This window comes from Paenibacillus sp. MBLB1832, from assembly GCF_032271945.1.
GTDB classification, from domain to species: domain Bacteria; phylum Bacillota; class Bacilli; order Paenibacillales; family NBRC-103111; genus Paenibacillus_E; species Paenibacillus_E roseopurpureus.
In genome coordinates this window covers 5,387,045-5,401,167 of sequence record NZ_CP130319.1, presented here as the reverse complement: position 1 = coordinate 5,401,167, position 14,123 = coordinate 5,387,045, and the positions used below count along the sequence as shown (strand labels likewise).

The window sequence follows — 14,123 nt, the reverse complement described above, 5'->3', positions numbered from 1 at the left end:
CAAAAGCCCGCTGTATCAAGGGGGAATTCGTATGAGAAATAAGTTGCATGGCCGGGAACTCCGGTGGTTGGGACGATGTTTAATTGGGTTAACGATTCTAGCGGTGTTGAGTGCTTGTCAAAACAGCGGCTCATCTCTAACGAACAGCAATCAAGATACGAAGCCTATCATTTCTATTATGGCACCGCTTCATTTTCCGCATCCGCCAATTGATGAGTTGGTTAAAGAGATCGAGAAGCGCACCCAAACGAAGCTAGATGTGAACTGGGTGCCAGATGGCATTTATACGGATAAAATGAACACAGCCCTCACAACGAATTCGCTCAAAAAGGCGACCTACGTGAAATATACGGATTATATGTTGATGAAAAATTCAATCCGCTCTGGCGCGTTCTGGGATATTGGACCGTACTTGTCGGCGTATCCGAATTTGAAGCAGTTGAATAAGGAAATTCTTGGACAGACGGCTGTGGATGGCAAAATCTACGGTTTATACACCGAGCGACCGTCCTCTCGGCAGGGGATTATTATTCGGGAGGATTGGCTGAAGAAACTGAAGCTGAGCAAACCGACGAATTTGGATCAGCTGCATGATGTGCTCAAAGCGTTCACCTATGGCGACCCCGACGGGGATGGAAAGGATGACACGGTGGGCTTGACGGACCGCAATGATCTGGTGTTCGGTGCCTTCAAAACGATCAGCTCCTATTTCGGAGCACCGAATAATTGGGACGCAACTAATGGGAAGTTCGTACCGGAGTTCGAAGCGCAAGCCTATATGGATGCGATGAATTTCATGAAGAAGCTGTATGAGGAGAAGTTGATTAATTCAGATTTTGCTGTAACCAGTAAAGAAGTGCAACGGGATAAGCTGATCCATGGGAATGCTGGGGTGTATATCGGGAGTATGCAAGATGTGCAGCGGCTGTCGGATGAGGCGCAAATGGTGAATCCGGAGGCTCGTTTTACACTGGTGAATCATATTGAGGGTCCGAAAGGGTTCCAGATCTGGTCGATTCCGAATTACAGTGCCTTATATTTGTTCTCCAAAAAAGCGATTCGTACGGAGGTGGAGCTGAAGCAGATGCTGCAATTTTTTGATCGGTCGATGGATAAGGATGTCGCGAATCTCATGAAATATGGGCTGGAAGGGCGTCATTACACGGCGAAAAATGGGCAGGTCCAGCTCTCCGAAGAAACGTCGAAAATTCGTGTGAATGAAGTGAATGCGCTCTACGCGCTGATGATTGCGGATTTGAAGAATCCGAATGTCATGCCGATCGCGCAAAGTGAATCGCTGTCCGAGCTGGCGGATACGCTGAGCTTGGATAACGAGAAGTACGCCGTGAAGGACCCGTCGCTCGGCATCGAATCGAAGACCTATGACGAGCGTGGCGTCGAATTGTACAAAATCATCTCCGATGCCACCTACAACTACATGCTGGGCAAGCTGGATAAGGCTGGTTTCCAGCAGGAGGTTGAGCGTTGGCGGCGCAGTGGCGGCAATCAGATGATTAGCGAGTATAACGAGGCGTATGCGAAGCGGAAGTAAGTTGGACGTGAAGTAGGTGCTCAAACGCCACTTTAGCGGTGGTTAACCACCCTTAATTCGAGAAGCCCCGCCACTATGCCCACAAAAGAAACTTTAGGAGTGGTCAACCACCGCTAATTCGCGAAGATCTGGCTAGTTTTTGGATTTAAGAGTGGTTGACCACCCTTAAATGCTCAAACACCCCGCCACTCGGCGCTCAAACGCCACTTTAGCAGTGGTTAACCACCGCTAATTCGCGAAGATCTGGCTAGTTTTTGGATTTAGAGGTGGTTGACCACCCTTAAATGCTCGAACACCCCGCCACTCGGCGCTCAAACGCCACTTTAGCAGTGGTCAACCACCGCTATTTCGCGAAGATCTGGCTAGTTTTTGGATTTAGAGGTGGTTGACCACCCTTAAATGCGCGCCTCCCCGCCACTCGGCGCTCAAACGCCAGTTTAGCAGTGGTCAACCACCGCTATTTCGCGAAGATCTGGCTAGTTTTTGGATTTAAAGGTGGTTGACCACCCTTAAATGCGCCTCCCCGTCACTCGGCGCTCAAAGAAAAAGAGGCGGTTGACCATTCGGTCCACCGTCTCTTTTTTTTGCATTCTAACAGCAGTACTGCCGCAAATGGGCAGCTAAGCTGGCCATATTCATCGTCATATGGCGATTGCTACCCTCGAGATTGCAGAGCAGGATGCCACCTTCTAGCAAAGACAAGGTGAAGGTTGCTAAGGCATCGGAGTCGATCCCAGCCTTGAACTCCCCTTGTCTAATGCCTTCCTCAATAATACGCTTCATCATCTCAAGCGTATTATGAAGGCTTTGTTGCGCGCTCTGGCGCAAGGCGGGGTGCGTGTCATCGCTTTCCACAGCCGTATTCTGCAGGGGGCACCCGCCGATGAAAGGCGGGTTGTTCACCACATCGGCGTAGACGTGGAAGAAGGCGAGCAACTGGCCCGCGGCCGTCGCCTCTTGCTCGATCGCAGCGGCGAATTTCTTGCCAACGGAGTCGGCCGCGTATTGGTAAGCTTCCAATGCAATTTCGTTCAGAAGCGCCAGTATAAACGTACCGAACGCGAGCATAACGATTATCGTTTGGAAAGTTTCCATGGCATCAACCTCCTTTCCAGAGGGAGCCGCACACAAGTTGAGTTTGTACCAGTTAAATATATTATAAAGAGTCTGCCATTTGGTAGACTCTTTCTTTTTTTCCTTTTTATGTGTGTGAGTGAAAGCGACAAAAAATCCCGTAATCATCTCCCCATCCGATAATCATCTTCTCACATCCCGCGCCACATCAGGGCTACATGAGTAAATGATTATTTCGGTACCGATCTCCCTGCCTGTAATGTGTGAGTTGTAGCACAACACATTATCGCGGAGGTCTAAACCGAAATGAAGAAAAAATTAGTTACGATTCCACTTAGCGTTATGCTTGTTTCCAGCTTCGCGTTAGCAGCTTGCGGAGATAAAGGAACGCCTGCTTCCACGACCGCAGCAACGGCAGCGGCAACAACGGCAGCAACGCCGAAAGCAACCGACAATACACCGACAGCGATTACGATCATGGCGCCGCTCAATACGGCACAAACACCGCCAGATACGATTATTAAAGAACTTGAAAAACTAACGAACACGAAATTGACGTACCAGTTCTTCCCAGCAGACACGTATGAAGAGAAGCTGAATACGACGTTCGCGACAGGGGCACTGCCGCAAGCTACGTATTTGAAAAACCAAGCGACCTTCATTCAAATGAAATCCGCAATCCGCGACGGCCAATTCTGGGAGATCGGTCCCCTTCTGAAAGACTTCCCGAACCTCAGCAAGCTGAAATCCACAACGAATGATAATACGAAAGTCGATGGCAAATTGTACTCTCTTTACCGCGGTGTAGACATCGCTCGTCAAGGTCTTATCTATCGGAAAGATTGGGCAGATAAACTCGGCTTGAAACCACCTGCAAATCTAGATGAATTGTTCGCGATGGCGAAAGCATTCACAGAAAATGACCCTGATGGCAATGGTAAAAAAGATACAATCGGTCTTACTGACCGTAACGATCTTATTTATGGAGCATTCAAAACCATTGCGGCTTGGGAAGGAACACCGAATAACTGGGGCGTTAAGGATGGCAAGCTAGCGCCAGAATTCATGTTCCCGCAATATGTAGCGACGATGGATTATTTTAAAAAAATGCGTGACGGCGGCTACATCAACAAGGATTTCGCAGCAACAAGCAAAACCGATCAACAAAAGTTGTTCACTGCGGGTACAGCTGGAATGTACATCGGAGCGATGACGGATGTGACGACACTCAATAAGGATTTGATCAAAAACGTACCCAATGCGGTAGTTGACGTACACAGCATGGTTGCTGGTCCTGACGGCAAATTCGCAGCTTGGGCACTTCCAGGGTTCGCGAATGTGGTCCTGTTCCCTAAATCCTCTATCAAAACAGAAGCTGATCTGCGTAAAGTGTTAGCATTCTTCGACAAAATGATGACACCAGAAGTAGCAAACATGGCAAACTGGGGTATCAAAGATGTCAATTACAGCCTAACGGATAACAAAGCGAAGAAGCTGGATGATGAGAAATGGACGCGTGAGGTAAAACCATTCACAGATTTAGCAATCGGAGATGAAGATACATCGGGCAGATACTTAGGTATTCCTACGATCCCTGCACAAGGAAAAGCAGACGAGTTAAAAATTGCGAACCTGAAGTTCGCTGTTCAAGACCCGACAGCTGCGTTAGATTCCAAAACAAACCTTGAAAAAGGTGTGCAAGCGCAAGCCGTTATCACGGATGCAACGAACAAATACATTTACGGAACAATTGATAAAGCAGGCTTTGATAAAGCGATTGAAGATTGGAAAGCGCGTGGCGGCAGCAAAATCATGGAAGAGTACAACGCGCAATACAAAAAATAAGCCAGTAACAACACGTTATCCAAACGGAGTTGAAGGTGAGGAGGCTGCTCGAACCGCGGCAGTCTTCTCATTCTAAACGCAAGAAGGTTATCTTGGATCGCCCGGAAAGGAAGAAGTCCTATGCAAGAAGTGAATGTAGCCCAAAGTGTGGTTGCTAGAAAACAAAGCAGTGAACTGAGTAGACGTCTTTGGAAAAATAAATGGATTTATGTCATGCTGCTGCCAGGGATTTTATATTTTATCGTGTTTAAGTATATCCCTATGTATGGACTAATCATTTCCTTCCAGAACTACAAGCCTTTCAAGGGCGTTACCGGAAGTGAATGGGTTGGCTTGGAGCATTTTAAAAGGTTGTTTACGGAACCCGATTTTCTCAATATTTTAAGCAATACGTTAATCTTGTTCGTCATGAATCTCTTGTTTTATTTTCCGATTCCGATTATTTTGGCGCTCATGCTGAATGAGGTCAGAGGGGATCTGTTTAAGAAAGTGTTTCAAACGATCGTTTACCTGCCCCACTTTATGTCATGGGTTATTATCGTGTCCATCAGCTTCGTGATGCTGACTATGGACGGCGGGATTATTAATGAGATCATTTCATATTTCGGCTTTGAAAAGGTTAACTTCTTACTGGCACCAGAGTGGTTCAGACCGATTTATATTTTGCAGGTGATTTGGCGCGAAGCAGGTTGGGGAACGATTATTTATTTGGCGGCGATTGCTTCCATCGATCCTGGCTTGTATGAAGCTGCTCGTATGGATGGTGCAGGAAGACTTAGACAGGTGTGGCACATTACGCTGCCCGCGATACGAAGTGTCATTATTGTTTTGTTAATTTTGAAAATTGGTGCGGTTCTCGAGCTCGGTTTCGAACATGTGTACTTGCTTCTTAACTCCATGAACCGAGAAGTTGCTGAGATCATTGATACTTATGTATATACAGCAGGTCTGAAACAAGGGCAATTCAGTTACAGCGCAGCGATTGGTTTATTCAAATCGTTCATCGGCCTTGTATTGGTGATGATTGTGAATCGTATTGCGAAAAAGATGGGCGAAGAGGGCGTTTACTAAGTTCGGTAAGCGCCTAGCAGCAGCTAGGAGGTAGTAGTCGTGGTCGAAGATAAAACATTAGCCGGCAGAATGTTCGGTATGATCAACTATTTGTTATTAACCATCATCGGATTGATTACAATCATCCCGTTCATCCACGTGGTGGCGGGTTCGTTCACGACGAGCGCGGAAATGGCGTCTAAGAAATTCGTCCTCATTCCGACAGTTTGGAGTATCGAGGCATACCGATTTATTTTTTCGACAAATACGATATTTAAAGCAATGGCGGTCTCCATTGGGACGACTGTGATTGGCACGGTGATCAGTATGTTCATCACAGCGCTGATGGCTTACGGGTTGGCGCGCAGAGATGTGGATGGACGTAAAGTGATTATGTTCCTCGTTGTGTTCACGATGTTGTTTCATGGCGGCTTGATTCCGACGTTTCTCGTTGTGAAGGAGCTTGGCATGATCGACACCTATGCGGCGTTGATTCTGCCAACGGCAGTTAGTGCGTTTAATTTAATTATTTTGAAAAATTTCTTCCAAAACATCCCTGAGGGGCTGGAGGAGTCGGCGAAAATCGACGGCTGCAGCGACTTTGGCATTCTATTCCGTATCGTCCTGCCGTTATCGATGCCTGCGATCGCGACGATCTCGTTGTTCTACGCGGTAACCTATTGGAACACTTACCTGAGTGCGATTCTTTATATTAATGAAGCCGCCAAATGGCCAATTCAAGTATTGCTTCGCCAAATTGTCGTCCTAGCCAGCGGATTGGACGTGAGTTCGAGCTTGGACAACACGACACCGCCACCGGCGCAGTCGATCAAAATGGCTGTTATCGTCGTAGCGACTGTTCCGATTCTGATTGTGTATCCGTTCTTGCAAAAGCATTTTGCTAAGGGTGCGATGATTGGATCGATTAAGGGGTAATGATGAGAAATAGACATGGGTGCGATTTAAGCGGGGAAATCAGTAATCTTTTAACCGAGATGGATAGTTTGTTTGATGGGGTTGGAGGATGGCTCGGCGGACAATTGGATGCGAATAGCGGCGGGTTTTATTACGCTGCAAGCTCCAGGCGGATGCCAGGCGGTGTTCCAGACATTGAATCGACAGCGCAAGCATTGAATATTCTTGAACGCTGTGGTTGGCTGGATGCCATGTCAGCGGAGATGAAGCTAGCATGTATTCGCTTCTTTCAGGGTAACCAAGAGGCAGCTTCAGGCTACTTCTATGACCAGAACCCGCTGATGCGTGAGGATGAGGTCATGGTGGCACGCGCGATCAGCTATAGCTTGAATGCCTTGCGAAAGCTTGGCGGAAAGCCGCTTTATGCGCTTCCTTATGAGGCGCAGCAAGCACCTGCGTATATGGCTTCGCCAGAAGACTATCTCGATTGGTTAGAGTCGGTTGAGCTGACGAACAGCTGGCGAGGCTGCGATCGTCTCTCAACTTCAAGCGTCTACGTAAGACAAGTGGAGCCAGAGAGCCGCAGAGCGGCATTTGCACAAACAGCGTTCAATTTCTTTGCCAATAGGCAGGATACACTTACCGGCTTATGGGGAGAGGGCTCCTACTATGTGCGAATCTCAGGTACGTTCAAGTTGCACATTTTTTACGATCATTTCGATGTGCCATTGCCGAGAGAGGAACAGATTTACCAAAGTATCCTCTATGCTTTGCGGCACGAGGAAGCGGTCGATATGTGCTATATACGCAATCCGATCCACTTATTGTCGTATATGAAGTTATCTATCTCAGCAGAAGAATTGCGAGAGATCATGGCCATAACGCTTGCGAATATGAAACGCCTTCTTCGTGTGGATGGCGGGTTTTCCCGTGAGCTTGCGCATTCACCAACAGCGCCGAATGTGGCGCAGGTTAAGCCAGGCGAGTTTTACCCCGGTATGCCAAAGGCTGTTCACATTGGGGGAGGGGAAGTGGAAGGCGATATGAATGCTGGCACACAAGCTTTGTTGATTCGCTCTGTGTGCTACCAACTAGCTGGTTTGCAGGCACCGCTGCTTACGAAACGGCCCGTATTCACCATGATTGATGGAAAATAAATCGCAGTTTCATAAAGGAAGGGGAAACTTACAATGACATCAACTCAAACGAAAACACCACTAGCGTGGGCACAAGCTTCTTGCGATTCAATCATAGCCACATATACACCGATGGAGCTTCCGCCAGCAGGGCGTTGGCATTACCATCAGGGGGTATTCCTTTGCGGCATGGAAATGCTATGGGCAGCAGGCGGCGATGACCGCTATGACGCTTACATCAAAGCGTACGTCGACGGTCTCGTCGACGAGTATGGCAACCTTATGTTTGCGCGCGACGAGCTCGACGCGATGCAAGCAGGACTGCTCTTGTTCCGTTTGGAACAGCGTACCGGCGAGCGCAAATACCGCGTAGCCGCAGAAAAGCTGCGCCATCTGCTGAACACCTTGAACCTCACCTCCGAAGGCGGGTTCTGGCACAAAGATAAATACGCCAACCAAATGTGGTTGGACGGCTTATACATGGGCGGCGTATTCGCGCTGAAATACGCGAATGCCTTCGGCGAAACCGGCTTGCGCCAAACTGTGCTGCACCAAGAGCAGCTCATGCGCAAGTACATGAAAGACGAGCGCACGGGGCTGCTGTACCATGCGTGGGACGAAAGCCGCTGTATGCCGTGGGCGAACCCTGAAACCGGCTGCTCGCCGGAATTCTGGGGACGTTCGCTGGGCTGGTACGGCCTTGCCGTATCGCAATTCCTCGACGAATTGCCGGCGGAAGAGCCAGGGCGCGAAGCGCTGGTGAGCTCGCTGTGCGACTTCGTACATACGATCATCCACTATCAGGACGCGGACAGCGGACTGTGGTACCAGGTGGTCGACAAGGGCGATCAGCCAGACAACTGGCTGGAAAGCTCATGCACAAGCCTGTTCGTGTACACGATTGCCAAAGCCGTCAATCTCGGCGTCGTTGGTCCTGAATGTGCAGCCGCAGCTGTGAAAGGCTACGAAGGGCTGCTGCGCACGTTGAAATTCGACGAGCAAGGTAAGTTGATTTTGCCGCTCATCTGTATTGGAACGTCCGCAGGGGATTATGAGAACTATATTACGCGCCCAACGAGTGAGAATGATTTGCATGGTGTGGGAGCATTCGTCATGGCGTGCGTTGAAGTGGCGTCGTTAGTGAAGTAAGTGAAGACATAACGATGTTCGGTGCTGTCGGGGACGGCGCGTGTGCTGGAATAATGGAGAAAAGGGCGCTAGATGGCGTCCTTCTATCCGAGTTGGCGCGCTGAGCGCCTCGCTTTATATTAAATGTAAACGCATACAATTCTTGTTAAGGGGATATGTGGTTTGGAAAAAATAAAACGTTTCATTACCCTAATCATGGCAATTTGTTTAGTGGCGGCGATGCTGCCGACGGCTGCACGGGCTGCAAACCCAACGTGGGTCTCCATACCGGATACAAGTCCATGGAAGGGGAGTGTTTTTGGCGATGTCGGCGGTGCAGGCAATCTTACAACGACCAACTTTGGAATTACAGAGAACGCTAACGGAAGTGTGGATCTTCGGGTAGAAAAGGATAAAGGGAAAATCTCCACTGGATCCAGTGCCATAGAAGGGATGGCCTACTATTTTAGAGACATTCAGCCTGGGGATAATTTCGAGTTTTCGGCCAAAGCCAAAGTAAATGCATGGGCTGTAAGTACGACAAGCAGTTTAACTCAAATTTCATTCGGTATTATGCTGCGGCAAAATATCCTGGATAATGCCTACCAAAGTGGGTTTACAGGCGATTATGTGGCCGTAGGTGCGCTGGATCAGAAGATGGAGGCCTTCTATAAACAAGGGACCTTCAACGCAACCACCAATCCCGTTAAGAAAATCACAACCTTTACAGCGCCCCTGCCTGCAAAGGATAACGAGTATCAGTTGAGCATTAAGAAATCAGGTAGTGTGTATAAGGTGCAAATCGGCAACGAAACGGCGATCATCGACAATTTCACTGGCTCCCTCGCCTACGCGGGGCTCTACGCCGCTAGAAATACAGTCGTAACGTTCTCCGACATCTCCTTCCATAAAGATGAAAGAGTACCTAGCCAGTTAAGACTAGACACCTCCTCCGTGAAAAACGACTATTTCGTCAGTGAGAGCATGGATCTAACAGGTTTAAAAGTTACGGCGGTGTACCAGGATGGTCATGAGGATGAGCTTACTCCCAATGACTATATTGTTTCTGGATTTGATAACAAAACAGCAGTAGATCGTACGTTAACGGTTAATTTTAACGGGAAAACGGCTTCGTTTCCTATTCATTTCAAGCCTTTAGTTGTAACGGGGATGGGCATTACCTATTTACCTGCCAAAATGGACTATTATCTTGGGGAGTATTTTGATCCGCAAGGGCTGACCGTGCGCGGCCAATACAATGGTATTGGTGATTGGTCGACGCTGGAGAGCAGTCAGTATATGACTTCTATCCCCTCAGGTGATGCAACGGTAACCAATGCTGCCTATAAGCTGATCACACCAGGAACGAAAACGGTAACGGTCTGGTCTACGGTTACTGCCACAACGTACACAACCTTCGACATTAATGTTAAAAATGCGCAAATGACCGACTTAATTATTAAGGCAAATCCCGCGAAGACGTCTTATTTTATAGGGGACACATTTGATCAAGCAGGAATTGCGGTGTATGCGCATTTTAGTGATAACTCGGAAGTGAAACTGCTGCGCAACGAATTTAACATCAATGTGACTCCCGCTGATATGAGCACGACAGGTACTAAGACACTTACGGTATCCACCTATAAAGGTGCGGCAACGAAATCTTTCACCATAACTGTTAATCAGCCTGTTGTGACCGGAGTCGAAGTCACGGACTATCCGAGAACAACGTATGTGAAAGGGCAAGACTTGGATATGACAGGCTTGAGCGTGTCGAAGGTCTATGATAATGGCAAAAGAGAGCTGCTAGCGTCCCGTCAATATGAAGTCATTGCCACAGCATACGATAAAACGCAGGCGGGTGTGTATGCCCTTCAGATCAAGCCATTAGACACGTCCATCCCGCCAACTGTTCTTCTCGTTACGGTAACGGAGCCTAGAAATGTGGTGTGGAAATCGATTCGATTCGGTCAGTCCACATCGGCTGCATCGAATAAAATCAATGTCAGTGAAGATGGCAGCGTTGTTCAGCTTACTGCTTTAGAAGGCGGAGGCAAGGTGACGGGTGATCAGGACGGCCTCATGTTCTATTATACGGAACTGGATCCGACGATGGATAATTTCGAATTATCCGCTCATATCAAAGTTACTGCTTACGCAAAGGATCCTCATGACGGTCAGGAGTCCTTCGGGATTATGGCTAGAGACTCGATTGGTACTGCTGGTGATTCCAGTGTGTCGGGCTCCAATTTTGCAGCCATTGGCGGCTATAGCGGTGCGACAACGAAGCAGAACGGAACCCAATTGTTCATGAGAACAGGGGTTACATCGCCAAGTGGGGCGGGCAGCTTGGGTGTTCAAAGCAAGATGCTGGAGCCCGTTAAACCAACAGAAAGCACGACCTACCCAACTGTCGATTATAAACTTACGCTGAGCAAAACAAATAATGGCTTCTCTGGTCGTTTAGATCGTGGAGCGAGTGGGGTGGCGGCGAGCTTCTATGCTCCTGACATCCTAAAGGTTCAAGATCAAGATAACATGTACGTGGGCTTCTATGTAGCTCGTCTAGCAACGATTGAAGTCAGTGATATCAACATGAAGTTGAGTGCAGCGCAAACAGATAAACCGATGACAGTACCTGATCCGACACCGTTGACGCCAGATGTAAGCTTAACTGGACTTACACAGACTTCAGATTCTGCTTACTCGTTGGGGCTAAAATCGAATGTGAACGGTACGGTTACGATTAAGCAAGGAAACAGTTATTTATTGCAAAATGCAGCAGTGGTGAAAGGTGTCCCGCTCACCTTGAACACGACGGTAACAGCGAATACGTATACCAATTTTAGCGCAGCTTTCGTGCCAGACGATACGCAATATCTCACGTCCTATAATCAAATTGTTTTAAATCACAACGTTGATATGAAAATCTACGTGGATGGCGGGGACATCTATGTGTCTCCGAGAGCGAAGAAGAATGATGGCGGTGATGGGACGATCGACCATCCGTTAGATCTGGATACGGCTGTGGCTTATGTCAGACCAGGCCAAAAAGTCATTCTACTCGATGGTCGATACATACGTGAGGCCAAAATTAACATACCAAAAGGCCACGACGGTACGGCGTCCGCCAGAAAGTACCTGGTCGCAGCACCGGGTGCGAAGCCCATTATCGATTTTGACAAGAAATCGGAAGGTGTTGTATTAAGCGGCAGCTACTGGCATTTGAAAGGCATCGACTTTACTCGGACAGCTGGAAACACGAAAGGCTTTACGATTGGTGGCAGCAACAATATCGTAGAGGGCAGCCGATTCTATGCAAATGGCGACACCGGGCTGCAAATCAGCCGTACGGATGAAACAGCAAGCCGAGAGCTGTGGCCTTCGAACAATCTCATTCTCAATTGTGAATCCTATGATAATGCAGATCCTGCGAACAATAACGCGGATGGCTTTGCAGCAAAGCTGACCTCAGGTACAGGGAATATCTTCCGAGGCGATATTGCGCATAACAATATCGATGACGGCTGGGATCTTTATACGAAGGTAGGCACAGGCGCGATCGGGCCTGTCATTATCGAAGACAGTATTGCGTATAACAATGGTACATTGACTTCAGGAGCTGTAGGTGCCGGGGATAAAAATGGTTTTAAACTTGGCGGTGAAGGTATTCACGTGCCTCATATTATCCGAAACAGCATCGCTTTCGGCAATGGTGCGTATGGCTTCGCCAGCAATAGTAATCCAGGCGTTCGAGCGGAGAGCACGAATATTGCGTATAACAATGCGAAAGGGAATCTGAATTTCACCTCGTATACGGGAGTTTCATTGAATTTTCGCATCGACGGATTCATCTCGTATCAAACGAGCGTCACAGCCAAAGATAACTATCCAGCGGAATTGAACTCGACATCGAATTATTTTTGGGACGGTTCCAAATCTATCAATATATTAGGTATGCGGCTGACTGATGGGAACTTTGGAAGCCTAGTGCCTGTGTTACCTTTTCAGCGTGATGCAGCAGGAGATATCGTGAAAGGGAATTTCCTTTCCTTTATTGCTCCAGTTGTGCCGAGTAACCCTGTTGTCATTCTGCCCTCTGATCCAGTGAAATTGATCCAACATGGTGTGGAAATCATAAGTAATCCGACGAATGAGACCGTCGACGGGAAGCTGTTTTCTACCGTGACGATTTCAGAAGAGGATTTAGAAAAGGCGTTGAGCTTGCTCAGATCTCAAAGCGCCGATAAGCAGACCATTGTTATTGACGTGAAAAGCACGGAGACGGCAGCTCAGTTCGTACTTCCTGCGGGTGCACTGCAAACAGACACAGCTAATCAATCCAATGCTGCGCTGTCCATGAGAGCGAACGGTGTGGCCTATAACCTGCCGATTTCGGTGTTGAACTTGCCTGATTTGGCCCAATCCTTGGCGACAGATGTGTCCGATATGACGCTACGGATTATCATCGAACAAGGCTCCGTCGAGAGTGAGACGGCTATACGCGCGAATCTCGGAGAAAGAGGCATGACATTGCTAGGCCACACCCTAGAATTTACAGTCGTTGCTGAAGGAAATGGCAAGCAAATTGCGGTGAATGATTTTGGAAGTACGTATGTAACTCGCAGCGTTACAGTGGATGGTTTGCTGGATGCCGCTCAGTTTACTGCTGTGTGGATTCATCCAGATACGGGCGAAATTATCTTTGTGCCAGCGACTTTCAGTACCAATCAGGGGCAGACGACAGTAACGATGATGCGCCCAGGGAACAGTCTGTATGCGGTAGTCCAATCTGCTAGGACTTTCGCTGATGTGAAGACACACTGGTCCAAGTCAGATGTGGAATTGCTTGCTTCCAAAGGGGTTATTCAAGGAACCTCAGCGGATGCTTTCTCACCAGACGCATCGATCACGCGCGCGGAATTCGCGGCGCTGCTGATCAGAGCGCTGGGATTGAATGTAGATGGTGCTTCTGCCACAGCCAAGTTTACCGACGTAGCTGCAGGCAGCTGGTACGCGGGAAGTGTGGGTGCGGCTGCGAAAGCTGGCCTTATTAACGGCTATGAGGATGCCACATTTAGGCCGAATGCGCAGATTACACGTGAACAGATGGCTGTGATGATGATGAGAGCGATGACGTTTGCAGGCACATCCGTGGAAAGTGATCTGAAAGGCTTAGTTTCATTTGCAGATGCAGATCAAGTGAGCACATGGTCACGAGAAGCGGTATCCCAAGCGATTCACGCTGGCATTGTGAAGGGTGTAACCGACACGACCTTCCATCCTGCGGCAGATGCCACAAGAGCGGAAGCGGCGGTCATGCTGAAACGCTTCCTGCAAGCAGTCCATTTTATCAATGAATAGATAATCTTTGTTCGTGAAAGGACGCCGTTAGGGGCGTCCTTTTTGCTGTGATTTATATC

8 protein-coding genes are annotated in these 14,123 nt (G+C 48.3%); 7 read left to right on the top strand and 1 reads right to left on the bottom strand.

Going from position 1 to position 14,123, the window contains the following annotated elements; translation table 11 throughout:
- The first annotated feature begins 31 nt into the window (after positions 1-31).
- Positions 32-1,552, top strand: a complete 1,521-nt coding sequence (locus tag MJB10_RS24405) for an extracellular solute-binding protein (RefSeq protein WP_314799617.1) — start codon at positions 32-34, stop codon at positions 1,550-1,552.
- A gap of 591 nt (positions 1,553-2,143) precedes the next feature.
- Here MJB10_RS24405 and MJB10_RS24400 read toward each other — a convergent pair.
- Positions 2,144-2,647: a TetR family transcriptional regulator C-terminal domain-containing protein gene (locus MJB10_RS24400; RefSeq protein ID WP_314799615.1), complete on the bottom strand. Its 504-nt coding sequence runs from the start codon at positions 2,645-2,647 to the stop codon at positions 2,144-2,146.
- 285 nt (positions 2,648-2,932) lie between these two features.
- On the opposite strand from MJB10_RS24400, the gene MJB10_RS24395 reads away from it, so the two are divergent.
- From MJB10_RS24395 to MJB10_RS24370, 6 genes are all read left to right on the top strand, one after another.
- The gene (locus tag MJB10_RS24395) at positions 2,933-4,471 is read left to right on the top strand and encodes an extracellular solute-binding protein (protein WP_314799614.1); all 1,539 of its coding nucleotides are present in this window, start codon (positions 2,933-2,935) and stop codon (positions 4,469-4,471) included.
- A gap of 120 nt (positions 4,472-4,591) precedes the next feature.
- Entirely contained in the window at positions 4,592-5,542 is a 951-nt protein-coding gene (locus tag MJB10_RS24390; RefSeq protein ID WP_314799612.1) for an ABC transporter permease, read from the top strand.
- A gap of 39 nt (positions 5,543-5,581) precedes the next feature.
- A complete protein-coding gene (locus tag MJB10_RS24385) occupies positions 5,582-6,457 on the top strand; it encodes a carbohydrate ABC transporter permease (RefSeq protein ID WP_314799610.1) in 876 nt (291 codons plus the stop codon).
- A 2-nt stretch (positions 6,458-6,459) separates the two neighbouring features.
- Entirely contained in the window at positions 6,460-7,593 is a 1,134-nt protein-coding gene (locus MJB10_RS24380; RefSeq protein WP_314799609.1) for a hypothetical protein, read from the top strand.
- A 33-nt stretch (positions 7,594-7,626) separates the two neighbouring features.
- Positions 7,627-8,721, top strand: a complete 1,095-nt coding sequence (locus MJB10_RS24375) for a glycoside hydrolase family 88/105 protein (RefSeq protein ID WP_314799608.1) — start codon at positions 7,627-7,629, stop codon at positions 8,719-8,721.
- Between the two features lie 162 nt (positions 8,722-8,883).
- Complete coding sequence (locus tag MJB10_RS24370; RefSeq protein ID WP_314799607.1) at positions 8,884-14,064, top strand: S-layer homology domain-containing protein; 5,181 nt, start codon at positions 8,884-8,886, stop codon at positions 14,062-14,064.
- The last annotated feature ends 59 nt before the right edge of the window (positions 14,065-14,123 follow it).

Bases quoted from the DNA above. Each gene is read 5' to 3' on its own strand.
- MJB10_RS24405 (WP_314799617.1), top strand. From the start codon at position 32: ATGAGAAATAAGTTGCATGGCCGGGAACTCCGGTGGTTGGGACGATGT.
- MJB10_RS24400 (WP_314799615.1), bottom strand. From the start codon at position 2,647: ATGGAAACTTTCCAAACGATAATCGTTATGCTCGCGTTCGGTACGTTT.
- MJB10_RS24395 (WP_314799614.1), top strand. From the start codon at position 2,933: ATGAAGAAAAAATTAGTTACGATTCCACTTAGCGTTATGCTTGTTTCC.
- MJB10_RS24390 (WP_314799612.1), top strand. From the start codon at position 4,592: ATGCAAGAAGTGAATGTAGCCCAAAGTGTGGTTGCTAGAAAACAAAGC.
- MJB10_RS24380 (WP_314799609.1), top strand. From the start codon at position 6,460: ATGAGAAATAGACATGGGTGCGATTTAAGCGGGGAAATCAGTAATCTT.
- MJB10_RS24375 (WP_314799608.1), top strand. From the start codon at position 7,627: ATGACATCAACTCAAACGAAAACACCACTAGCGTGGGCACAAGCTTCT.